Origin of the sequence: Rothia mucilaginosa, from assembly GCF_019334805.1 — a bacterium.
In the GTDB taxonomy this organism is placed as follows: domain Bacteria; phylum Actinomycetota; class Actinomycetes; order Actinomycetales; family Micrococcaceae; genus Rothia; species Rothia mucilaginosa_C.
Genome location: NZ_CP079822.1, coordinates 1,845,809 through 1,870,115, shown reverse-complemented (window position 1 = coordinate 1,870,115; position 24,307 = coordinate 1,845,809). Strand labels below are relative to the sequence as shown.

The 24,307-nt window shown below is 60.0% G+C and carries 12 protein-coding genes and 1 tRNA gene; 5 read left to right on the top strand and 8 right to left on the bottom strand.

The window, feature by feature from the left end; translation table 11 throughout:
- Positions 1-100 precede the first annotated feature (100 nt).
- From LPB405_RS07455 to LPB405_RS07445, 3 genes are all read left to right on the top strand, one after another.
- Positions 101-2,608, top strand: a complete 2,508-nt coding sequence (locus LPB405_RS07455) for a non-ribosomal peptide synthetase subunit (RefSeq protein ID WP_219101004.1) — start codon at positions 101-103, stop codon at positions 2,606-2,608.
- Positions 2,609-2,877: 269 nt separating this feature from the next.
- Positions 2,878-4,932, top strand: coding sequence for a TPM domain-containing protein (locus LPB405_RS07450; protein WP_219101002.1), 2,055 nt, complete (start codon positions 2,878-2,880; stop codon positions 4,930-4,932).
- Positions 4,933-5,196: 264 nt separating this feature from the next.
- Positions 5,197-5,961 carry a PspA/IM30 family protein gene (locus LPB405_RS07445; RefSeq protein ID WP_049342210.1) on the top strand — a complete coding sequence of 255 codons (765 nt, stop codon included), beginning with the start codon at positions 5,197-5,199 and terminating at the stop codon, positions 5,959-5,961.
- 121 nt (positions 5,962-6,082) lie between these two features.
- Here the strand turns inward: LPB405_RS07445 and LPB405_RS07440 are convergent, their stop codons facing one another.
- The 6 genes from LPB405_RS07440 to LPB405_RS07415 all read right to left on the bottom strand — a co-directional run bounded on the left by LPB405_RS07440 (position 6,083) and on the right by LPB405_RS07415 (position 18,150).
- Positions 6,083-8,506 (bottom strand): S-layer homology domain-containing protein, encoded by a 2,424-nt coding sequence (locus LPB405_RS07440; RefSeq protein WP_219101000.1) that lies wholly within the window; start codon positions 8,504-8,506, stop codon positions 6,083-6,085.
- A gap of 2,039 nt (positions 8,507-10,545) precedes the next feature.
- Positions 10,546-11,139, bottom strand: a complete 594-nt coding sequence (locus tag LPB405_RS07435; protein ID WP_005505324.1) for a protoglobin domain-containing protein — start codon at positions 11,137-11,139, stop codon at positions 10,546-10,548.
- A gap of 98 nt (positions 11,140-11,237) precedes the next feature.
- Entirely contained in the window at positions 11,238-12,473 is a 1,236-nt protein-coding gene (locus LPB405_RS07430; RefSeq protein ID WP_219100998.1) for an IS256 family transposase, read from the bottom strand.
- 648 nt (positions 12,474-13,121) lie between these two features.
- Positions 13,122-13,198 (bottom strand) — tRNA-Met (locus LPB405_RS07425).
- Between the two features lie 335 nt (positions 13,199-13,533).
- Positions 13,534-16,647: a UPF0182 family membrane protein gene (locus tag LPB405_RS07420; protein ID WP_219100996.1), complete on the bottom strand. Its 3,114-nt coding sequence runs from the start codon at positions 16,645-16,647 to the stop codon at positions 13,534-13,536.
- 279 nt (positions 16,648-16,926) lie between these two features.
- Positions 16,927-18,150, bottom strand: coding sequence for a YlbL family protein (locus tag LPB405_RS07415; protein ID WP_219100994.1), 1,224 nt, complete (start codon positions 18,148-18,150; stop codon positions 16,927-16,929).
- Between the two features lie 298 nt (positions 18,151-18,448).
- Here LPB405_RS07415 and LPB405_RS07410 point away from each other — a divergent pair, with 298 nt between their 5' ends.
- On the top strand, positions 18,449-19,912 hold the full coding sequence (locus tag LPB405_RS07410; protein ID WP_219100992.1) for a zinc-dependent metalloprotease: 1,464 nt from the start codon (positions 18,449-18,451) through the stop codon (positions 19,910-19,912).
- 180 nt (positions 19,913-20,092) lie between these two features.
- Here the strand turns inward: LPB405_RS07410 and LPB405_RS07405 are convergent, their stop codons facing one another.
- Complete coding sequence (locus LPB405_RS07405) at positions 20,093-20,725, bottom strand: M48 metallopeptidase family protein (RefSeq protein ID WP_219100991.1); 633 nt, start codon at positions 20,723-20,725, stop codon at positions 20,093-20,095.
- A complete protein-coding gene (locus LPB405_RS07400) occupies positions 20,709-22,640 on the bottom strand; it encodes an ATP-dependent helicase (protein WP_219100990.1) in 1,932 nt (643 codons plus the stop codon). Before LPB405_RS07400 ends, LPB405_RS07405 begins: the two co-directional genes overlap by 17 nt.
- A 329-nt stretch (positions 22,641-22,969) precedes the next feature.
- On the opposite strand from LPB405_RS07400, the gene LPB405_RS07395 reads away from it, so the two are divergent.
- A complete protein-coding gene (locus tag LPB405_RS07395; protein WP_219100989.1) occupies positions 22,970-23,971 on the top strand; it encodes a phosphotransferase in 1,002 nt (333 codons plus the stop codon).
- Positions 23,972-24,307 lie beyond the last annotated feature (336 nt).

The window sequence follows — 24,307 nt, the reverse complement described above, 5'->3', positions numbered from 1 at the left end:
CCAGCGGAAAGCACCCGGTACCCCGGCTACTTCCCTTTTAGTATGCGCTAAGGCAACGGCGTTGCGAGCACCCGGGATTTAGCTGGGTTATGGTGAAGTCATGAGGATTATTTCTGCTGTTTTCGCTCTTCTTGGCACGCTGCCGACCCTACCGGCGGTGGCATCTTCGCTGGACGGCGCAACCCGCCTGTACGCGCTACTTTTGTTTGTACTGATCTGCGCGGTGGTGGCGTTGTTTGCGTCGTTGAGCCCGTCGCGCCGTCGTGCGCGTGAGATTAGACGGCAGGTATTGCAACAGCAGCAGCAACAGCAGAACCAGGCGATGAATCAGCAGGTTCCCCCTCACCAGGCACCCAATCAGCAAGTACAGGGCGCGGTGAGCTACCCGATGCACTACCAGCCGAAGCCGGCACAGCCCGGTGGTAGCGTTCAGCAGCCGACGCAGGGTCCTGTTCAGAACCAGGTACCGAACCCCGCGCAGACCCCGGTATCTGCAACGCCCCAGAACCCGGCGCAGTCCCCGCTCCCCCAGCAGGAGGCTGTCGAAGCTCAGCAGGCTCAGGCACAGCAGGCTCAGGCGCCCTCGCCTCACCCTGCCTCACCTCAGCCTCCTCAGCCGGTGGCTGCACCTTCGCCGTTGGAGCCGATGCAGGCCGGTGGTATCTCCGGTTCTTCGATACAGACCCATTCGACGCAAAACCATTCAGCAGAAAGCCATTCAGCAGAAAGCCAGGTGCAGCAGAGCATGACCCAGAACACCCCGGCGCAGCCTGAAGAGCGCCCGCAGCAGGAGGCCGCCCAGCAGGCTCCCAAGAGTAACCCGGCACAGAGTAACCCGGCGCCCTCCGACCATTTCTCTTTGAGCACCAACTTCAAGCTCATTCCCCCTCTAGAGAACGCGCAGCGTAGCCGCTACCCCATGGTGCTTTCTGTCAGTAAATCTGAGGATGAAGTCTTTGCGTTGCCGTCGATTAGCGGTGTGCCGGAGCACCTGCTGGTAGGCACGCAGGAGAATCATGTTCCGCTGAATCAGCGTCCGCGCCTGCAGCAGGTCGATATTCTGGAGAACTACCTCATGCGTGCGGTCATGAACCTGCAGACGCTGAAGCGTGCGCAGGTTTCCCCGCTGCACAGTTTCAAAGAAACCCCGCAGGCTGACCGCGCGGTGCTTGCCGCCGAGCTGGAAGAAACCATCCGGGTATCTCGGCTGAAGCTGAGCGGGGCGTTGGAGTTCTATTCGTCCCTGCCCCGTTTGGCGGATACCCCGGGCTCTTTCGCTTTTGCCCGTGATCATGCGCTCTCTTTGAGCGCCGCCGTCATTAGCCTGACCGAGGAGTGCTTTGAGCGTACCTTCCGTTGGCGTCTGCTGGAGGATACCCTCCCGGATTCTTTGAGCGACCGCCTCTACGCGGTGCGTTATCTGCGTGAGAGCGCGCAGAAGCTGGCGGCTTTTGTGGAGCTGAGCGAATTTGATCGCGCCATGCAGCTTGCCGAGACCTGGAAGAAGACTGTTCGTAAGGACTCAAATCTCGATGAGGTCAAGGTCTGGAATGAGATGACAGAAGTTGCCTTTGACGTTCTACCTGAGTTGCGAAAGCAGGCGTTGAAGGGCGTTCAGTCTACGTTGGAGTTTAGCGAACTTTTCTACCGTCCCGGCGAGGATGGTACGCACCGTATGCTCCGCCCAGAACAGCTGAGCGAGTTTGAGCTCAAGGGCGTGCAGTCCACGCTGGAGGAGCGCTTGGAGAAGGTGCGTCTTGAGCTTCAGGATGCGGAGTTCTGCGCTGCTGTTTTGAGCTTGCAGGCGCGCTCTGTCATTGAGCTCCTGGAGGAGCTTCTGCAGGTTGAGCAGGACGGCGTTCTGGCGGAGGTTGTGACCGATTTGCGGGCGCTTGCTCATGACTCGCCCGATCTTGCCGAGCAGCCTATCCAGACGTTGATGTTCAGCCGCGAACAGTATGCCCCCGATGGGGAGGATCTGCCGACTATTGGCGAGCGCATCCGTTGCCTCTCGAGTGTTCCCGAGGTTCTGGCGTTCGTTCATTACGAGGGACCGGTGCTGCTTGCGGGCGTCTCGGATCCGTATAAGGCGTTTTCCGGGGAAGGTTCCTTCGAGGGTCTGCTTTCGGAGGAGAAGAGGCTATCTTCCATGCCGCTGTCGGTGTTGCGCACCCATTCGCGGCTTCTGCAGCAGGTGCTTCGCCTGCAGAATCTGCGTTTGAAGCTGGCGTGGGTGAGTAGCTGTAGCGGCTACATGCCTTGGTCCCTGGTTGATCGTCATTTCGTTGGTCCCTCTGCCGCAGATGAGGATTTGAAGGAGCTGACCGAAAATATTGAGGCGCTCGCTGAGCTTCTGGAGGCTCACGCTAGCTCCCGGGAGTATAGGGGTCGTGACGTGCCGGTCCCCCGCATCCTGTGGTCGCAGATGCGGGAGCAGGCAGATCGCAGTTCTAGGTTGCTGAATACTGTGCAGTTCTTAGGCTGGATGTTCGCCTCGTCTTCGCGGGTTCAGGTGGTGAACGGCATAGCACAGAGTATCCACGATGTTGATGCCGCGGAGGTAGTGGAGCACCTGATGAGCAATCTGAAGATTGCCCGTCGGCGCTAACTAACTGAATAGCCGGTGGGCCGGGGTCTGGCGTGAGGCTAGACCCCGGCTTTCCTGTATACCAGCTTTCCTGTATACCAGCTTTCCTGTATAAAGCCTGGGAAGTCGGTAAACGGGTGGCAAACAGCGGCGCAACATTCTCGTATCTGTGTGTTTGCGTGGCTGAGCCACCGCTACACTAATAATGTGACCAGCACTAAGGCGTGCGATGTTCAAGCACGCCGTGAAGTACAGGTCCGTTCATACTTCACGACAACGGAGGAAAGACCATGACCGAGCACGCCTTTGCGCGTCAGATTCGTCCCGCACGCCCTCGCCTGCGCACTATTCTGGGTGCCACAGTGCTGGCGGCAGGTCTTTCTTGTGCCCCGGTGGTTCTGCCGGCTGGTTCTGCATTTTTGAGCACCTCAGCGCAGGCTGCTGACCCGATGCAGATTACGGGCACCACCGTGTACGATTCCACGAACTCTTTGGGTGATACCGCTACCCTGAAATCTAAGATTTCGAATCTGTCGAAGAAGTACAACGTGGATTTGCACGTGGTGACCATTGATAAGTTCGAGAACCCGTCTACTTCTTCGAGCTGGACGAAGGCGCTTGCCACGAAGAACAATTGGGGTTCTGCCGATGTGGTGCTGGTAATTGCGACCGAGTCCCGCCAGGCGTATTTCTTGGCAGGTAGCACCAAGACTCTTTCGAGCGATCAGCAGACGAAGGTGTACCAGAACTACATTAAGCCGAAGCTGCAGAACAGCGACTATGCGGGTGCAGCTCTTGCTGCGGTTGAGGGTATTGAGGCCCAGAAGGGCGGTAGCTCTTCTGGTGTGGTGACCGGTGTGCTCGGTGTGGGTGCGGCGGCAGCTGTTGGTGCTGGTGGTTACGCGATGTACCGTCGCCGCAAGAAGAAGAACGCTCAGCAGCAGCCTCAGCGTTCCTACGGTGCGCCTCGTAACTACTCCCCCATCCCGGAGGTTCCGCTGGAGGAGCTGCGCACTCGCGCCGGTAGCGCCCTGTTGCAGGCTGATACGACGATGAGCCATGCGAAGCAGGAACTGGATTTTGCGCGTGCACAGTACAGCGACCAGCAGGTCGCCGAGTTTGCTCAGGAGATTGCACGCGCTGAGGATCTGATGCGTAAGTCCTTCCAGCGTCAGCAGCTTCTGACCGATAGCATTCCCGACACTGAGGCCGAGCAGCGTGCCTGGTTGACTGAGATTATTGATAACTCTCAGGAAGTTACCCGTATCGCTCAGGAACAGGACGCTAAGCTGGCTCAGTTGCGCAACTTGGAGCAGGAGGCACCCCAAGCTATTGAGGCTCTGGCTCAGCGTCTGCCGCAGCTGCGTGCTTCGGTGGAAGAGATTACCGCCCAGTACCACGCGATGAGGGAACGTTACCTGCCCAGCGCACTGGAGCCCATTTCGAAGACTCCTGCCCTGTTGGAGTCGAACATGGTGCTGTGCGCTGCTGAGGTTGAGAAGGCTCAGGCGACCATTGCTACGGCACGTTCGGAGGCGGTTGCTCACCTGCGCACCGCGGAGGAAGCCGCCTCGCAAATTCAGGCGCTGGGCGCTGCGGTCAATACCCGCGCGCAGGAGCTGGAGCAGGCTCAGCTGGGTCTGAGCACCGACCTGCTGAGCATTCAGCGTGACGTGGCGGAGGCTAAGAGCCTCGCGGCGTCTCAGCGTCGCGATGATTTGGGTGCGGTCGCTGCCGGTATGGAGGCGGTGCTCAACCAGGTCAATCAGAGCGCTTCGGCTCGTCCGAATGACCCGCTGACTCTGGCGAACCAGCTGCGTCAGCTTTCCGCCGAGCTGGATAAGGCAATGACCAATATGCGTGCTACCCGCGAGCGTTCTCGTGCGGCTTCGCAGAACCTGGATCGTACGATGCGTTCTGCCTACGCTGCGGTGAACGGTGCGCGTAGCTACATCAATAACCGCCGTGCTGCGGTGGGTCCGATGACGCTGACGGCTGTTTCTGAGGCGGAGCGTCACCTGGGTCAGGCTCAGCGCCTGGCCCCTTCGGATCCGCTGAACGCTATGAAGGAAGCCAACATGGCGATCCAGAAGGCGACCGATGCGCAGAACCGCGCTCAGAGCGAGGTCGGCAACTACTACAACAACCAGAACGACCGCGGCGGTAGCGGCTTCGGTGGAGACCTGGCGAAGGGCCTGCTGCTGGGCGCTCTGATGACCGCTATTAACTCCGGCACCAGTAGCTGGGGTAGCAGTGGCGGTAGTAGCGGCGGTAGCTGGGGCGGCGGCTTCAGCGGCGGTGGCGGCGATTGGGGTAGCGGCGGCGGTGACGGCGGCAGCTTCTAACCGCCTCCACGCTACAAATCCTGCCGGTCGGTTTCTGTAGGTTTTTCTACAGTCTGACCGGCGGGGTGCATAGCTTACCTCACCGCTTTCTTCCCCAGTCGGAAAACACCTGAGGTAATTTACCAAAAGTTTAGGTTGCAGAAATCAGGCGTGCATCATTTTCACAGCATGCACCCAGAAATCTGCCACATAATTAGTTATACGGGCACGGCTCACGAGGAGCGTAGTGCTCCCCCGCAGCCCGTGAACAGAAAGTAGGAGATTATGGCTAAGCAGACCATCTTCGGCCGTATTGCACAGCTCACTAAGGCAAACATCAACGCTCTGATTGATGCAGCTGAGGACCCGGAGAAGATGCTGGACCAGATGGTTCGTGACTACACCAACAACATCCGCGAGGCGGAGGCTGCAGTAGCACAGACCATCGGCAACCTGCGTCTGCTCGAGAAGGACCACGCTGAGGACGTCAAGGCCGCTCAGGAGTGGGGCACCAAGGCTCTGGCAGCTTCTAACAAGGCTGATGAGTTCCGCGCAGCTGGCGACGTTGCCAACGCTGACAAGTTCGATAACCTCGCGAAGATTGCTCTGAACAAGCAGCTGCTGGCTGAGAAGGCTGCACAGGCTGTTGAGCCTCAGCTGGCTTCCCAGACTCAGGTTGTCAACCAGCTCAAGGACGGCCTGGAGAAGATGCGCTCCAAGCTTGAAGAGGTCAAGTACAAGCGCGATGAGCTGACCGCACGTCAGAAGACTGCAGCAGCTCAGACCCAGGTGAACGACGCTCTGAAGGCGTTCGACGTTCTGGACCCGACCAGCGAGATGAGCCGCTTCGAAGAGAAGGTTCGCCGCGAAGAGGCACGCGTCATCGGTCAGCAGGAGCTGGCAGCTTCCTCCCTGGACGCACAGTTCAACACCCTGGACCAGATGGAGCGCGAGACCGAGCTGGACGCTCGCCTGGCCGCTCTGAAGGCAAAGAACGCTCCGGCAGCTCCGGCTCCCCTGGCTGTGGAAGCTCCCACCCAGACTCTCTAAGCCTGGGACTCTCTAAGCCCGGTCTAGCGCATAGCTTCTTGAGCTAAACCTATAAAGATCCGCCCCGTTCCTGATGAGTTCAGGAACGGGGCGGATCTTTATGCGTTATGGGGTGCGAGCTTTAGTTCGCGTAGATGTACAGGTAGCCTGCCATAGCGGCGCGGGTGATCGCATCCGAAGAGGTGGAGCCGGTACCAATACCGTTGGAGGCTGCCCACGCCAGAGCCTGGGACGCGTAGCCGCCCTGAGCCTGTGCCGGGGAGCCAGCTGCACGGTACATGAACTCAGCCATGGCGGGCTCGGTGACGGCCTCCAGGGGGCGGAAGTCGCTACCGCTGATGCCCTGCTGGCTCAGCCAGAAAATCTCCTTGTACGCGGGGTGGTTCGCCGGAACATCGCTGAACGGCGAAACAGCCGGTGCGTTCACGGCGGGGCGACCAGCCACGCGGTACAGGTAGGTTGCCAGCTGCGCACGGTTGACCGATGCGTTCGGGCGGAAGGTGCCGTCCGCGAAGCCGAGCATGATGCGGCGATCAGAGTTCCAGCTGATCTCGTTGTAGTTCGGGTCCGAGTCGGACAGGTCGCGGTAGCCCAGCGCGGGGGTCTTACCCGCAAAGTCCAGGGAGGACGCCAGGATGTGCGGCAGGTCGTAGTCGTGGTGGCTGAAGCCGTCAATCAGCTTCACGCGGGCGTCGGAGAAGCCAGCGCCCAGGTATGCGTTGTAGCCGGACTCGACTGCGCCACGTGCGCTCCAGGTGACGGGGTAGGTGTTACCGGAGGTGTCGTTCGCGCCAACCCACCAGTACATAGGCAAGCCCTTAGTGGTTGCATCAGCGTCCACAGAGCCGTCCGAGTCGCCGCCTGCAACCATGATGGAGCCGCCGCCGTTACGCCATGCGGTGTTGTGGTCGGTCAGCTCGTAGGTGATGAATTCAGCGCCACCGGAGTAGCCCATGGTCCACACCTGGGAAGCGTCCAGGTTGTTCTGGCCGATGAAGGAGGAAGCGAAGGAGCGGAAGAACTCACCGTTGGTGTTCATGTCTTCCCACCAGGTGATGCCGTTGCCGGATGCGTTGGTGTCCGGGGAGATAATAGGCACGAAGACCATGTTGCGGGCATTAGCGATCTTGCCCATCGCCGCGAGCATGCCCTCGTCGGGGGTGTAGACCTTGGACTCGTCACGCTGCCAGTAGTCACCGTCGAAGTAGAAGACCACGCCAACGGGCTTGGAGTAGTCCAGGTTGTTCGCGTACACGTGGTACTGGGAGGTGGTGCCCGCCGGGGAGGTGTAGCTCTGGTAGGTTGCGGAGCTCATGGTGCGGGCACGCTGAGTGTTCTGCTGCTTCTGCTCAGCCTTCTGTTCGGTCTTCTGCTCGACCCTGGGAGCGGCGGTTGCCTTGCCCTTGGAGAGCGAGTTGCTCAGAATCTGCGAGAAGTTGTAGTCGAAGTGGCCCGAACCGTTCAGAACGGTCGCGGAAGCGTTGGTGTAGCCGGCGTTGCGGTAGGCGTTGTAGCCTCCCTCAACGGCGCCTCGTGCACTCCAGGTCTGCGGGTAGGTCTCACCGGTACCGTCGTTCGAGTTTGCGTACCAGAACATGGGCTGGGACTTCAGCGCAGCCGAGGGGGTACCCTCGTCCAGGCCGCCGCCAGCGACCATAATGGAGCCGCCGCCATTGCGCCAGGTCTGGGGCTTGGTGTTCAGCTCGTAGGTGATGAACTCAGCGCCACCGGAGTAGCCCATGGTCCACACGTTGGAGGAGTCCACTCCGTTAGCCGCGATGAAGGAGGAAGCGAAGGAACGGAAGAACTCGCCGTTACGCTCCATGTCTTCCCACCAGCTCACGCCAGCATCGTAACGGTTGGTGTCCGGGGAGATGACGGGCACGAAGAGCATGTTCTGTGCCGCTGCGGATGCAGCCATCTGAGCCAGTTCACCGGAGGGGTCGTAGACCTTGGACTGGTCGTTACGCCAGTAGTCGCCGTCGAAGTAGAAGACCACACCAACGGGCTTGGAGAAGTCCACACCCTCAGCGTAAACGTGGTACTGCGAAGTAGTACCCGCCGGGGAGGTGTACGACAGGAAAGTCTGGTTGGTGCGGGTTGCCGCCACACCGGATGCCGACTGAGCATCCTGTGCGGTCTGCGCGGGCTGAGCGGAAGGCTGTGCAGCCTGGGTAGCCTGCGCAGCCTGTGCGGACTGGAAGGTAGCCGAGGGAGCAGCCTGCTGGGTTGCCTGTGCGGGCTGAACAGCCTGTGCAGTGTAAGTCTTCTGGATGGGCTGAACCGCGGTCGTTGCGGGAGCCTGTTGCGCCTGCTTTACCTGTTCAGCCTGCTGACGGATCTGCACAGCAACCTGAGAGAGGGTCGGCTGCACGGTGGAGGTGAACAGAGACTTCGGAGCCTGGGTTGCGGTAGCTGCGCCGGGGATGTCCTGAACGACGGGTGCAAAAGCGGAAGCGGGTGCTACCAGGGTGCTACCGAGCACGGAGGGTACAGCGATGGCTGCGAGAGAGCCAGCCTTAATAGTGCGGGGGCGAAGTGCCATGGGGTTGTCCTCGTTGTTGGTGTTTCTGGGGCGTGAACGCCCGTGAGTGGTTGAGTGATAGGTGGCCTATAGGTGAGAAGCCTATAGGCGGTCGGCCCGCGGATGTGACGCCGCACGAGACGCTTCCATCAACCATCCCCATGTGTGTTGCGGGGACGTCCTCGTGTGATGGAGGGGTGCAGTATTCATTTCGGAGAGCTACGCGGCGGACCGCGGTGACCACGTACTCAAAGCTACCAGGTCAAAAAGCCTTTTCCAGCGGTTTTTTGGGGCTATTTTTGGGTATCGAACAAGATTCAATCTTAACAAGAGCTTTTTCTAAGCTTCTAGTTTAACTTGAATCACCCTCAAGTAGAGGTTGAATGGGCTATTTTTCCTTGATTTTCCGGGGTTTTTGAGCGTTTTTTGAAAGGATTTCAAAAAACTCTACAATTAACTTGAATGTTTCGTATGTGACTACAATCACTTTCGGGGTGAATTGTTGCACTCGAAGCCCAATTTTTGCCAAAAACCGCGGAATTCCGGGGCAAAACGGGTGATTTCCAAGCCCGGAATATAGACACCTTTCGCATATTCCACTTTGAGAATGCACTTTGAGGCAAAAATATCCCCCTCGCCACTCCCCCACCCAGGCATCCTATCGGACCCCTCATCACGCTCTTGAGACCCGCCCCATAGCCCCCTTCAGGACCCCTTTCAGATCCCCTTTCAAGGAGCTCAAAAGCAGCGTCTCAAGAAGGCGTAACCACCCTCCAGCAACCGCTCGGAAGTGACTCCACCACCCCCATGGGCACACCCGCTTGAAGCCCCGATAGACGGACTGAGGAATACCTCGAAAGACGCATCGGGAGACGTTCCGAAACCAGTCCAGGGTACTTTCACGACGGTTCTATGAAATTCCGTGAGGAGGTTTCAAGAGGGGTTTCGAGAGGCCGAAAGATCCACCTCAAGCACCCCGGAAGGGGCAGCAGGCTGCCCCCCCATCAGTCTCCCCGAAGCACCGCCCCGACAAGGTTCAGAAGACCCCCTCCGCAGATTACAGAAGGCAGGAGATACGGAGAGGCAGGAGATATAAAGAAAGCCGCCCAGCAGGCGGCAGAAAGGTAGCACAAGAAGAAGAAAAGTAGGCGGCAAATGAAGACAGGTCGCCGACAGGAAAGGTGCAGGAAGGTGGCGAAAGAAGGCAGACCGGCGGTCGGAAGGTGACGGGAGGACAGCAGAAGGAGACAGGTCGGCGGGAGTACGGGTTTTAGGGAATAAAAAAACTCCCGATAGCTAAGCTATCGGGAGTTATCCGTTGCGGGGACAGGATTTGAACCTGCGACCTCACCGATCTTGTTTGCTGTCGTTCCCACGACTTGGATTTTAAAAGGCGCCACCTTTGGCTCCTATATATTTTCTACCGGGTTTCTGTTGACTGCGATAAGTTCGGGGTTTTTACTAACGTCGGTGAAACGTGCATAGCTATACTTCACTTGGAAAAGCGTATGTGAGGATAGCTGCACTTCCAACGGATAGGTTTCCAAGTGACGGCAAAGCGAAGTCAGCGTTTGCTAAACTGTTCTATCGAATCCCAGTTTGAGATCGGTCCTTGCAAGTTCCACACCTTCGTTTTATTCCGCTATCACGAAGGCTATTTCCGGCTCTTCCGAGTTGAGTGTGGGTGACCAGGTATTGGTCGGGGGTTGTGGGTAGAGGTCGAGGTCCTTGATGATGAGCGGACTTCTACCACCGCGATCTTCAAAGGACCTCCTGTTGACTTCTTACCGTGACGGATCATGGGGCAGCCACACACAGAGCACGATGCAGTATTCACAGGAACGAGGCAAACACGACCAACTGAAAGAGTGACTTTCCCGCACCAGAAAGCCGAAAAGTCACCCAACCAGCAACACGTAGTGTCCTATAACCCAGAAAGAAAGCTCTCCCTGGAAGCCACTGAGGCTTCCAGGGAGAGCAGTCAGAGAGTGCGAAAGACGAATACACCGCTATCAAGCGTGAGGCGGCCGATGGGGGAGTCGTAGGTGGCGAGCGCCGGATCAGAATTGCTCGGGGTGATCGCGGTAGGCATACGCCCACACTGTCACGGCGACAGTCACAGCGCGAGTCCACGCGTCACGGACAGCGTCCAGTTCTGCGCCCTCGAAGCCCTCCGCCAGGAGACGGTGCCCGACCTCCACAGTCGGCGCGATGAAGGCGAGCACGTAGCGCAGAGGCACGAATGGCGTCGAGTCCGCCCCATCCGCCGCGTTCTTCGCCGCGGTCATGTGTCGAGCTCCGATCAGGTACTGGTAGTCCAACCACGCCTGATCCCGCTCGCGCGTGCACATGTCGATGATCCACTGGGCGAATCGGGGCTTTGACGCCTGCGCGTACTCGGGGTTCGGCTGTCCATCCGGATGCGCGGAATGTGCTGCCAGGTAGGTCTTTTGAGCCAAAATCCCGCGCCACGTGTCGACCATTTCCATGGCATGCGGCGCCAGGATGGGTTCTGCTCGCGCGAGCAGCTCTGCGTCACCGGGCTGGACGTGCGCGGCGGCCTCAATCTGGCGTAGATCCTCGAGTGTGAGCGGAGACGTGGGGACGGCATCGGTGCCGTAGGTGTACCCCGACGAGTGGTCGTAAGCGGTCATGCGAACCTCCTTGAACTTATGCGTCAACTGTAGAACGTGCTCTTGCTCAGGTCAAGTCCTGTGGAGTGGTGTAATCGTTTTGTGTCCTTCGGAGTGGGTTATGCGCTGAGTTGGAGTGGGGTGTCCTCCTGCCCGGTGGGTTGTGGTGTGAGTCGTGATTTGGTGAGGATGTCGAGGCTGAGGTAGCGTCGGCCTTCGGCCCATTCGTCGTTTTGTTCGGCGAGGACGGCTCCGACTAGGCGGATGATTGCTTGTCGGTTGGGGAAGATTCCCACGGTGTCGGTGCGGCGGCGGATTTCGCGGTTGAGGCGTTCGTTGGGGTTGTTGGACCAGATCTGGGTCCACACCCCGGTGGGGAAGGACGCGAACGCGAGGACGTCTGCCCTGGCTTGATCGAGGTGATCACACACGGCGGGGAGCTTGTCGTGGACGTAGTCCAAGAGCCGGTCGTATTGAGCGTTGACCGATGCCGCGTCGGGCTGGTCATACACCGAGTGCAGCATCGCTTTGACAGCGGGCCATAGTGCTTTGGGGGTGATGGACATGAGATTCGCGGCGTAGTGGGTGCGGCATCGTTGCCAGGTGGCTCCGGGCAGGTTGGCGGCGATGGCTTCAACCAGGCCCAGATGGGCATCACTGGTGACCAGGCGCACGCCGGTCAGGCCTCGGGCGACCAGGTCGGCGAAGAACTCCTTCCAGGCTGGAGCGGTCTCGCTGGTGGACACGCGCACCCCCAGCACTTCGCGGTGTCCGTCATTGTTGACTCCGGTGGCAACCAGAACCGCGCACGAGACGACGCGTCCTCCTTCGCGTACTTTCATGGTCAGTGCGTCAGCGGCGACGAAGGTGAAAGGCCCGGCATCGTGGAGGGGCCGGTTGCGGAACTGATCCACGTGTTCGTCGAGGTCTGTTGCCATGCGTGAGACCTGGGACTTGGACAGTCCTGTGATCCCCAGGGTTTTGACGAGCTTGTCCATACGGCGCGTGGATACTCCTGCCAGGTAGCAGTCAGCGACCACTGTGATCAACGCGGTTTCACAGCGTTTGCGCCGTTGCAGTAACCATTCTGGGAAGTAGGTGCCTGAGCGCAGCTTGGGGATCGCCACGTCGATGGTGCCGACCCTGGTGTCCAGGGGCCGGTAGCGATACCCGTTGCGCCTGGTGTGACGCTGCGGATCTTGTTGACCCCACTGGGCCCCGCACACCGCATCAGCGTCCGCTGATAGCAACGTGTTAATGACGTGCTGGAGCAAGGAACGCATCAAATCTGGGGATGCCTGGGACAACGCCTCGCCAAGCATGCCAGCAGGGTCGATAATATGAGGAGCGGTCATCGTTGTGCCTCCAAATCATTTCGAGTCAGAAGTAGAAGAGCTTTCTCGAAGGATCACACGGTGACCGCACCCATCACAAGCAACGGGCCGATCACTACACGGTTACACCACTATGCGGGACGCTACTCTTTCACCGCTTAGTTACCGCCTGTTTGAGGCTAAGCGGTATATCGAAAACGTTGGTATATCAGTCAAAACATGGTGTGTTGCCGCCTCTACCGCCTAATTTCTAAAAAGTGTACACGCGAGTGTTCATCTTCCTACATATGCGTGTGTATATATAAAAGTTTTCGGTTTTAGGCGGTGAAGGCGGTAAAGGGTTGGGATTCGGTTGAGATACGAGGGAAAATGCTATACCGCTTTTGCATTTTCAGGCGGTAAACAGCCGGTATCAACGCCGATTAGGCGGTGAAAATCCTCCTCTGCAACCTCCCTCCCACGAGATCATGCACGAGCGAAGATAGTCATACGCCCCGAAGGGGCGTTGGATGATAGTCCTCGATGTTGGGTGATAGTCCCCCCTCCCCCCACCTCGACGACGGGCCTGAGTTTGGCTGAAAGGTAGGGAATAACATAGGGATTCGGTCTCGTCAGGGCAAAACAAAACCCGGTATCTCAGCGACTTTTCGTTGAGATACCGGGTTTTTCTGGTTGCGGGGACAGGATTTGAACCTGCGACCTCCGGGTTATGAGCCCGGCGAGCTACCGAACTGCTCCACCCCGCGGCGACTCATACAACTATACAGACCCCAAACCGGGCATGCAAGCCAAAAACGCGATTTGTAACCAAGCACACAAAAATAGGGGCTGTTGGGTAGAAAGCAGTTGGGTAGAAAGCAGTTGGGTAGGAATAGGGGCTACGGGGCAGTGCCAGGGGTAGAACATACAGGAACGGGGTGGAAGCGATACACTTCCACCCCGTTCCGTCAGAGACCGCTAGAGGTAGTCAGTAGGAGCCGTATCCAGTGCAGGCCCCGGTTCTAGAGCGAGGACGCTAGACCCGTGGACATCCGATCCGTGAGCATCCGGTATGCGCTACTCCCCCGCCGCCTCAGGCATCCTAGTGAGAAGTCGAAAGGCTCGCGCTGGGCTTAGCGCTAGCCGCTGCGCTCGGAGCCGCCGAGGCGCTGGGCGCTGCCGATGCAGAAGCCTTAGCGGACGCCGTGCTCTGCGCCTCCTCAGCCTCCAGAGCCTTCTTCACGGCTGCTTCCAGACGCTTCTGAGCCTCACCGTAGGCAGCCCAGTCGCCCTTCTTCATCGCCGCATCAGCATCGGTCATCGCCTTCGAGGCATCCGTCAGAGCCTGCTTCAGCTCCGAAGACTGCGAAGCCGAAGAACCTCCGGTCGAAGCACCCGAAGAACCAGAGGAGCCGGAGGCAGAAGCCGAGGGGCTAGCCGCCGAACCGTCCAGCTTCGCGCCCGAGGAGCCGCCGAACACCTGGTTCAGCGCCTCCTCCAGAGTCGGAGCGAAACCGACCTTATCGCCGAAGCTCACCAGCACACGCTGCAGACGCGGGTACTTAGCGTCACCGCTCGACTGCACGTACACCGGCTGAACGTACAACATGCCGCCGCCCACCGGCAGAGTCAGCATATTGCCGTTAATAACCTCAGAGGAACCACGGCGCAACAGGTTCAGCTGGTTCGACACCTCAGCGTCAGAGTTGAAAATATTCTGAGCCTGGCCGGGGCCGGGAACCACCGAAGAACGCGGCAACTCCAGCAGACGCAACTTGCCGTAATCGGGGCTACGCTCGCCGTCCTTACCGGTACCGGCATCACCATTAGCGGCAAGGAAGCCGTACATCACGTTACGAGAGTTCGAATCGCTCTGCTGAGGAATGAACGTGGTCGTCAACGAGAAGTGCGCACGAGAATCCCCCGGCATCTGCAGGGACAGGTAGTAGGGCGAAATCGGCTGGTTACGATCATTAGTCGGGTCGTTCGGAATCGACCAGACATCGTCACCGGCGTAGAAGCTATTCGCGTTCGTCACGTGGTACTTATTCAGCATGGTGCGCTGAATATTGAACATGTCAGTCGGGTAACGCACGTGGCTCATCAGCGAAGCGTTCATCTCACGGTAGCTCTTCACCGTGCCAGGGAAAACGCCCTGCCACGCCTTCAGCACCGGATCTTCCTCATCCCACGCGTACAGGGTCACCGAACCGTCATACGCATCCACAGTAGCCTTCACCGAGTTACGGATGTAGTTCACCGAGTTAGAACGCTGAGCACCCGCAGCGGTTGCCGCATCCTGGGAGCTACCCTGCGCGTAGGGGAACTGATCGCTCGTAGTGTAAGCATCCACAATCCACTGCACGCGGTTATTCACAATCACCGGGTACGGCTTAGAATCCACGCTCAGGTACGGCGCCACCTTACGCACACGATCGAGCGGGTTGCGTTCGTACAGAATCTGCGAACCCTCACGCACCGCGTCCGAAAGCAGAATGTCAGAGGACTGGAACTTAATCGCGTAGGACAGACGAGCCAGCAGCGAATCAACGCGAGGACCACCATAACCGGCGAAAGTGTACTTCGCATCGGAGGTGTTGGTTTCCTCAGCAGAGAGCGGACGGTCCAACTCCAGGGTGTCGCCCTTACCGCCCACAATCGAATACTCCGGCGAGCTCATGCCAAAGTAAATACGCGGCTCATAATCCTCGCTCAGGGTACCGGTCGCCTTAATGCCGGACTGCAAGAACTTAGGGTTACCCGCAGAATCCACCTGGTTACCGTAGGCGGCAATCACACCGTAACCGTGGGTGTACACCACGTGGCGGTTATACCAAGAATCACCGCTGGTCTGCGCCGGGTTCAGCTCACGAGCCGCCAACACAGTATCCTGCGTGGTGTTACCCACCGCATAGCGGTCCACCGCCAGCTGCGAATCAAAACGGTAGTACGGGCGGAACTGCTGCATCTGAGCAAACGCCGAAGACACAACATTCGGATCCAACAGACGAATATTCGCAATGGTTGCGCTCGAAGAGCTCAACGCACCGGCACGAGTGTCAATCGTCGCGTCATACGGGGTGGTCTCAATCTTGTCCAGACCGTACGCGTAACGGGTCGCATCAATATTGCGCTGAATGAACTTTGCCTGAGCACCCTGCTCATTCGGAACCACCTGGAAACGCTGAACAATCCACGGGTACAGGCCACCAGCAACCAAAGCAACAACCACCAGCATCGCGGTGCTAATCAGCGGCAAACGCCAACGATTCATCGAAGCCGCCACCACAAACATGAGCGCCACCAGCAAAGCAGAAATCGCCAAAATAGCGTTCACCGGGATCGACGAGTTCACATCCGTGTACATCGCGCCAGCCCAGCGGCCCGCCTGCTGCTGAGTCGACGAATAACGATCCAGCCAGAAGCTCACCGCACGAGTCAGCAAGAACGCAGCCGCCACAATCGCAGCGTGACGACGGAACGCCACGGTAGTACTCACACCACCCGGCTGCACCTTAATACCGCCGTAGAAGTAGTGCATGAACAGGCCCGCGAGCGCCGACAGCACCACAGCGGAGGTCACCAGAGTCACCACCATGCGGAAGAACGGCAACGCAAACAGGAAGAACCCGTAATCCAGACCGAACTCGGGGTCAGTCTTACCGAAGGACTGCTGATTGAAGAACAGCGCGACGGTGCTCCACTGAGTCATCGTCGCCGAAGCAATGAACAGACCCAGCAGTAGCGGAACCACAATCAGCAGAACCTTACGTGCCTTATCCACGCTCTCGTGGTAACGGCGCATGCTCTCCTCAGCACGCTGCTGACCAAACACGTCACGCAACATCTGCTCGGCAGCATCCGTGCCGCTCGTCGGCACGCTCTGATTCGGGTTCGGCGCCTCCTGCGGCTCCTTCTCGGACGCCGGCGCCACATCAGCATGACGGACCGCGTAGGACATCGAAGCCCACAGCGGCACAGCAATCACCACGGCAGCCACCACAAACACGGCTACCTTCAACAAAATCTGGGTAGTGAACACGGTGCTATAACCCAGCTGATCAAACCACAGCCAGTCCGTGTACACCTGGGACGCACCCACAAAAGCAGCAATGAGCACCGCCACCACAGCAATCGTCACCCGCAAGGGGCTACGGCGCTTGGGCGTTGACTTCTTCGGCTTGGGATGCGCGGTGTTATTGGTCGACTCAGACACAATTCCTCGCTCATCATACGTTCAGAGAAAATAACTGCCTTTAAGTATCTCAGAGGTGACGCAGAAGGGCAGAACTTCGTAGAAGCTCGGGGCGAAATATGACCGGGTTGAGAGGTTTTGGGACGCGAAATGCTGAGGTGAGGGGCGCTGGCGAGGATTACGGAGGCGCAGACACAGACGAGGACAGAGAATAGGGTGCAGAACAGCCCCGGTACCGTAAAGTACCGGGGCTGACTTCTACGCTATACGGGCGAGAACCTTGCGGAGAGAAACGTTATGTTAGGAGCCGCAGCGGGGCAGGGAATCATCCGGGGTGCCGGACTTAATCGCCTCCACCGTCTTCACCGCCTCATCCAGGGTTGAAACAGGGACTACCACCATCGTGCCGCGCACCTGACCGGCGTGATAGTAATTGAACAGGTCGGGGTCCTGCGCCTGCATCTTCACAATCGAATCGCAGTTATCCTTAGGCGCCAAGAAGTAGCGCGCGCCGTAACGGCCCGTCGCAAGAATCTTGTACTTAATGCCGCCAATTGCGCCGACCTTACCGTTCGCGTCAATCGTGCCGGTACCCGAAATGTAGCTGCGGTACGGGTCGCCTCCGGCATCCTCATCGGCGAGCAGGGTACCCTCGCTGAGCTTATCGACCGTGCCCAGCGCCAGCATCAGACCGGCGCTCGGGCCGCCCACACCGTCCAGGTTGTACTGCACGTGCGCCGGCAGGTCATAGCTCTGCTTCAAACCCGCGCCCAGAATCCAGCGGCTATCGTCACTGGAACGAACCGGGGTCAGCTTAAACGTCTGCTGTTTGCCGCCACGTTCCACGGTCACATCAATCGGCGAACCGTTCGAGGCGTTCACCGCCTTCGGAACATCGGTGAGAGTCTCAATCTGCTTCTCCCCCACCTTCACGATGCGGTCATCAGCCTTCAGAGCGCTCGCCGCCGGGGAACCCTCCACCGTGGAAAGCACCTGAACCTTCTCTGTCACCGCCATCTTCAGCTGGCGCATCGCCGCGACCTTCGCCTGAGTCTGCGAATCAGCCATCTGCGCGCCGGTCGCCGCCGTCGCCTGCTCATGGCTCACATGCGGGTACAGGGCATCGGTCGGCACCACGAGGCTGCGGTTACCGTCAAACGCCAACCAGCCGTAGAACGCCTCCGCGCCGGACAGCTCCGTGTACGGGCCACCCGAAACCGACACCGTGGTCATGTTCATCTTGCCGAACGTCTTATAGCTGGGCGCGCCAGAAACCTCAATGACGTCCTTCTCCTGGTACGTTCCGAGCACATCAAAGAGCGGGCCGGGGCCCTCCTTCACATAGGAACTGGGCAGAACAAAAGCACCAGCCAGCAGGGCGCACGTCGCCACAGCGCTCACCGAACGCAGGTTCACGCGGCGCGGCGCAAAACGCGAACGGCGCTTAGCCGCCTTCTCATTACTCTTCACGCTCACGGAGGCGGCGTTCGACTGCTGCTCAGCATCAGGGGTGGACTTAGTCATGGTTTCTACAGTACCGGATAAACCTGCTTTTCAACACGCGGGCGGGCACCGTTACCCCGCTAAAAATAGAGCAATCAGGTGGCGTTTACGTTCCGACCCGCACCGCGCTTTGTCAGCACCGCACGGTGACAGCGGCACGAAAAAACTCCCAAACCCCGGCCCCAAAGACAAGCTTGTGAGCCCTTAGCTGATTAACCCGCTTCCACAGCAATGGCACGGGAAATTCTCAGCAAAAATCGGTAGGCTGGACAGCGAGCGGGCCAGCTACGCCCACCCCCGGATTACGAAAGGCTTCTACATGTCTGAGAACCCCACCGGCGGCGCCTCCAACGAGCGCGACCCCCTCGAAGAATTCATTAAGAAGATGCAGGAACAGGGCTTCGACCCCTCCGCAGGGGCAACCGGCCAGGGCGGCAAGGGCACCTCCTCCAACGCACAGAACCCCTTCGGCGCGCTCTTCGGCGAAGGCGGCCAGAACCCCTTCGGCATCAGCATCGACCCCGAAGACCTGAAGAACATGGGCATGAGCTTCGACCCCGCCATGATGCAGAGCATGTTCGCGCAGGTACAGGCAATGTTCTCCGGCGCGGGCGCATCCGACAGCCCCAGCGGCGTGAACTGGGATAGCGTGAAGAACCAGACCCGCCAGATGCTCGCCTCCATGGGCGAAGACCCCTCCGTACCCGAAAACCTCAAGCGCGCCGTAGAAGACGCGGCGAACCTCGCCGACCTCTGGCTGGACGCGGTGACTATCATTGAGCGCCACAACTACCCGGTGCAGGCGTGGTCCAAGGCGGAATGGGTGGAGCATTCCTTCGACTCCTGGCGCGAAATGGTCGAGCCGGTCGCAGCCGAAGTCACCCAGTCCATGATCATGCCCGGCGCTCCCGAAGACGTGCCCGAAGAGATCTCGCAGATTCTCAACAGCGGCTTCTTGAACAACATTGGTTCCGTGATTTTTGGTGCACAGATGGCGCAGGCGCTCGCACAGCTCGCCGGTGAGGTCTACTCCTCCACCGACGTGGGCTTCCCCCTCGCGCCCGGTTCCTCCGCGCTGCTGCCCAACGGCTACCAGCAGCTCGCCGACAGCATCGAGGTTCCCCCGCAGGAGGTTCTGCTCTACCTTGCCGTGCGTGAATCCGCGCTAATCCGCCTGCACAAGGCAAACCCCTGGCTGCGTGAAGACCTGGTCCAGCTCGTGGCGCGATACGCCCGCGGCATTCGTGTGGACATGAACCGCATGCAGGACGCCGCATCCCAGGTGGACATGAGCAACCCCGACGCCGTACAGGAAGCATTCGAAGGCGGCATGTTCAGTCCCCAGCGCACCGAAGACCAGGAACTGGCGGTACAGCGCCTGGAGGGTCTGCTCGCCCTCATCGAAGGCTGGGTATCCGTCGTAACCGAGGACGCGACCCGCAACCTACCCAAGGCACCGCAGCTGACCGAAATCATGGCGCGCCGCCGCATCGACGGTGGCCCCAGCGAGCAGGTCTTCGAGAACCTGGTCGGTCTGGAACTGCGCCCGCGCCTGGTGCGTGAGGCACAGCAGTTCTGGCGCTGGTACGAAAACGCCCACGGCATTGAGGCACGCGACGGCCTCTGGGACACCCCGGAGACCCTGCCCACCCCCGCCGAGCTGGAAGACTTCACCGCATACGATGCACGCATGAACGAAATCAGCCTGGACGACGTGGACTTCGACTCAGAGCTGCAGAAGCTGCTGGACGGCGGCTTCGGCGACGCACCCGAAGAAAAATAAAGCTGAGCAAAGTAACGCTGGGCGAAGTAAAGCTGAGCAGTGACAAAAGTAAATAGCTGACACCTCGAGCGGGGGTGGCTTGTGAATTCACAAGCCACCCCCGCTCAAGTGTTCGGTTGGTTTTTGCTTCTTTGATTTTCGGGAAGCGCTTTAGTCGGCTGGATTTTAGCTGGCGGGATTTTAGTCCGCACTGTTTTCGCCGTGCTCGCCCCGTTCACCTTCAGCACGCGAGCGCCCCAGCGCGTACCCCTCCAGGTAGGCTTGTGCCCGCAGCAGCTGCGGGTAACGCGCCTCCAGGGTACGGAACGCCGCCGAATGATTCGGCTGCAGCAGATGGCAGAGCTCGTGGTGAATCACCGAATCCAGCACGTATTCGGGTACGCCCTGCAGCTCTGAGGAGATGCGGATCTGCGTGTTCGCGTAGGTTGCCGAGCCCCAGCGCTGACGCTGATTGCTCACCCAGCGAATCGACAGCTTCTCGAGCCTGCCCGAGGCGACCAGCTCCGGCAGGTTCTTCTGCGCCAGGTGCAGGGCGCGGGAGCGCAGGTACTCGTCCGTGACCGTCAGCTGCGTGGCACGCTCACGGCGGGCGGCACGACGCTGAATGCGCGGCAACAGGCGGGCAATATGCTCGTCAATCTCTTCGCTCGTACTCGCGGCGGGAATGAGCAGGCGGTAGGCGGGGCTGCCGTGCTCGTCCACGCCGTCGCGCTGCATGCTGATGGTGCGGGTGCGGCGCGCCGAGCGGACCAGCTCAATCTGCGGGCGGTCCTCGGTGGCGGGCAGAATCTCACGCTTAAAACGCTGAGCCATAGTCTCCTCTTCCCTTCGACGAACGGCGGGGCTGTGTTGAGCGAGGCTGTGTTGAACGCTGGCTATACGACGAGCCAGCACTCTCAGCCCTGCGGCGGCGCTTCGCCGGATCAATATCGTCCAGGAAACGCGAACGCTTACGCTGCCCGCGACCACCCACGGTGCGGGTCATCGTCCAGGTCAGCCACAGGTACTTACGGGCGCGCGTAATACCCACGTACAGCAGGCGGCGCTCCTCATCCACCTCGTCCGGGGTAGTCGCAAAGGTGATCGGCATGAGGCCCTCGTTCAGGCCGCACAGGAACACGGCGTCCCACTCCAGACCCTTAGCCGCGTGCAGGGAGGCGAGGGTTACGCCGTTGACCTGCGGGGCGTCGTTGAATTCACTGCGGTGGTTCAGGGTCGCCACCACCTCGTGCATGGTCAAAGGTAGCGGCTCGGGCACGCCCGGGCGAGGGTTCGCGCGGTGCTCCTGAAGCTGCTCTTGGCGGTTTTGCGCCATCATGTCCACCATGTGCACCAGGGCGGCGAGGGACTCCCACTTCTGGCGGGTGGCGCCTCCCGAAAGGGGACCCTCCTCTTTGTACCCGAGCCCGCCGAGCACATCGCGGGTGTAGCGGGTGACATCCTCGGTACCGTCCGTGGACTTCGCCGAACCACGCAGGGCAAGCATCGCCTGCTTGACCTCGGGGCGCTCAAAGAAACGCTCCGCGCCACGCAGCTGGTACGGAATATGGGCGGCAGCCAGCGCAGATTCAATTGCCGCCGACTGCGCGTTCGTGCGGAACAGCACCGCAATCTCCGAAGGCGGCACTCCGTCCTTCTCAATCAGGTCGCGGATGTCCTCGGCAATACCGGCGGCCTCCTGCTCATCATCCGCGTAGCCGAACCACTCCACATCCACGCCGGGGCCGCGCTGAGACATCAGCTCCAGCGGCGGCGCCCACGAATGCGGGCTCGAATCCGGATGCGGACGACGCGCCGCCAACAGACGGTTCGCCAACTCCACCACCTGCGAATGGGAACGGTAGTCGCGGGTCAGCTTCACCGTGTGTGCGCCACGGTACCGGCGCGGAAAATCCAGCAGGTAACGGCTGGTCGCGCCGGTGAAAGAGTAAATCGTCTGGGAGGCGTCGCCCACCACGCAAATATCGTCGCGGCCGCCCAGCCACACATCCAGCAGACGCTGCTGTAGCGGGGACACGTCCTGGTACTCGTCCACCACAAAGTGGCGGTACTGGTTGCGGACGGTCGCGGCGAGCTTCTCGTCCTCCTCCAGCATGGCGATGGTCAGCAGCAGCACGTCCTCAAAGTCGATGAAGTTACGCTCATCCTTCAAATCCTCATACGCCTGGAAAATACGCTGCATGTTCTGCGGGGTAATCGCCGAGGGCAGCTGCTTCTCGCTCAGGCGCTGCATGATGGTGTCCGGGGTGAGCAGCTGAACCTTCGCCCACTCAATCAGCGACGCCAAATCACGCAGCAGGGAACGGTCCGTGCTGATGCGCAGGCGGTTCGCCGCCTCCGTAATGAGAGTCGCCTTATTCTGCACGATGGACGGGAACGTACCGCCCACCACCTGCGGCCAGAAATACGCCAGCTGACGTAGCGCCGCCGAGTGGAAGGTACGCGCCTGCACGCCGTGCGCACCCAGCTGGTGCAGGCGGGTACGCATCTCCTCCGCAGCACGCAAGGTAAAGGTCAGGGCGAGAACGCGCGGGCCCTGGTAGCGGCCAATCGCAATACCGTAGGCGATGCGGTGCGTAATCGCGCGAGTCTTACCGGTACCCGCACCCGCCAGCACGCGCATGGGACCGTCCAGTTCGGTGGCAACCGCACGCTGATCCGGGTCAAGCCCGGCAAGAATATCGTCTGCGGAGATCATATGCTGAGGCTGCTGAGGTGTTGCGGTCATAATGCTCCATCAGTAAGGCGGGCGGTACGGGCAGGCGGCAGGCGCTCGCGCGGGCACGTGAACATATGGACGTGCGGGCGCGCGGAGGCGGTGATAGCCGGTCTTCCATTGTATTCTCCCAGAGCCCACCGGGGCTTCTTAGCCGTCGCTTCTTTCATTCAGGGCGTGAGGCGCCGCCTATTTGGGCGCGTGCAGGTAGAAGCGTAGATAGAGGCGAGCGCAGAAGCGCAGGCGAGCACGTTTAGGCTTGTCCGCAAGTATCTTCACCACTTGGCATAAAGATCCCAAAAACTACTAAACGGCACACATTGGTTTGGTAACCTTAACCCGTGACTTTATCTCCCCTTCAGCTAGCAGCCATTGTCTCCGCCGGAGTGCCCGGGATTTACCCCGTTGGCGCCGAACCGGTCCGCGAAGACAGCGACGACTTCGACTCGGCAATCATCGCCGACTCTACCGGTCGCCGCTGGCGAGTGCGCGCCCCGCGCCGCCCCGACGCCAGTATGCGTCTGGAAGCTGAACACCTCATCCTGCAGTCGTTCAGCCCCGGCCTGCGCGCCCGACTGCCCTTCGCCGTGCCCACCGTCGCTGGCACCGTACCGTACGCGGGCGGCAACGTATTCGTGTACACGCACATCCCCGGCACCATCTACGACGTGGACCAGCTCGCCGAGCTGAGCCGCCGCGAAGTTGCGGCGAACCGCCCCTCCCTGGCGTCCATCATCGCCAAGGACATTGCGACCCTGCACGTGATGCCCGAAGACATTATTTACGAGGCTGACCTGCCCTCCTACTCTTCGGAGCAGATTCGCCTGCGCAAGAACGCCGAGCTCGAGCGTGCCGCCGCAACCGGCAAGGTGCCCGCCGACCTGCTCGCGCACTGGCGTACCGTGCTCTCCCCCGGACCCATGTGGCAGTTCCGCCCGCGTGTGGTCCACGGCGACATGCGCGCTGAAAACCTCGTGCTGCACGTGACTCCTACGGAGGCGCGCATCGTCGAGGTCACCGGCTGGTCCGAGGTGCACGTGGGCGACCCCGCGCAGGACTTCGCCTGGCTGTACTCTTGCCAGGACATTGACTTCACCGACGAGGCGATTGAGGTGTACCGCCAGCAGATGCCTCAGCTGCCCGACGCCTACCTGGCGCAACGCGCGAACTTCTACGCAGAGTTCGCGATTGCCCAGTGGCTCACCCACACCGTGGAGGTTGGTGACCGCGACGGCGCAACCCACGCCGTGTCCATGCTCCTGGACATTCAGGACGACCTACGTGCCTCCGGAGAACTACTCGGACAGGAGGAGGTCGGCCCGCTGGTCGGTCCCGCCGAGTAGATATTGGTCGGCCCCGCCGAGTAGCTCATAGGGTAAGTAGCCGCCAGAGTGTTGCCAGCCAGGGTGTCACCTGCCGCATAGGTTTTCGGTTCAGCTAGGTTTTCGGTTCAGCCCCGCAGTACTGCGCTGCGGGGCTGAACTGTATCTACTGGGCTGTATATCCGCTGGGTTGTATGTCCGCTGCCTCGCACCCGGTGAAACCAGCTCTCCTGACTGTCTGTCAAACCGACGGGATGATGCCTATAAGGGCTAGTGGAGGGGCCTTAGTGGGCTTTTTACCAAAATTTCTTTAAGTGTTTCCCCTCACCTTTTGAGCACCAGTTTTGCATTTTTGTG

What these genes read in the sequence shown, in the direction of transcription:
- LPB405_RS07455 (WP_219101004.1), top strand. Translation starts at nt 101, where the DNA reads ATGAGGATTATTTCTGCTGTTTTCGCTCTTCTTGGCACGCTGCCGACC.
- LPB405_RS07450 (WP_219101002.1), top strand. Translation starts at nt 2,878, where the DNA reads ATGACCGAGCACGCCTTTGCGCGTCAGATTCGTCCCGCACGCCCTCGC.
- LPB405_RS07445 (WP_049342210.1), top strand. Translation starts at nt 5,197, where the DNA reads ATGGCTAAGCAGACCATCTTCGGCCGTATTGCACAGCTCACTAAGGCA.
- LPB405_RS07440 (WP_219101000.1), bottom strand. Translation starts at nt 8,506, where the DNA reads ATGGCACTTCGCCCCCGCACTATTAAGGCTGGCTCTCTCGCAGCCATC.
- LPB405_RS07435 (WP_005505324.1), bottom strand. Translation starts at nt 11,139, where the DNA reads ATGACCGCTTACGACCACTCGTCGGGGTACACCTACGGCACCGATGCC.
- LPB405_RS07430 (WP_219100998.1), bottom strand. Translation starts at nt 12,473, where the DNA reads ATGACCGCTCCTCATATTATCGACCCTGCTGGCATGCTTGGCGAGGCG.
- LPB405_RS07415 (WP_219100994.1), bottom strand. Translation starts at nt 18,150, where the DNA reads ATGACTAAGTCCACCCCTGATGCTGAGCAGCAGTCGAACGCCGCCTCC.
- LPB405_RS07410 (WP_219100992.1), top strand. Translation starts at nt 18,449, where the DNA reads ATGTCTGAGAACCCCACCGGCGGCGCCTCCAACGAGCGCGACCCCCTC.
- LPB405_RS07405 (WP_219100991.1), bottom strand. Translation starts at nt 20,725, where the DNA reads ATGGCTCAGCGTTTTAAGCGTGAGATTCTGCCCGCCACCGAGGACCGC.
- LPB405_RS07400 (WP_219100990.1), bottom strand. Translation starts at nt 22,640, where the DNA reads ATGACCGCAACACCTCAGCAGCCTCAGCATATGATCTCCGCAGACGAT.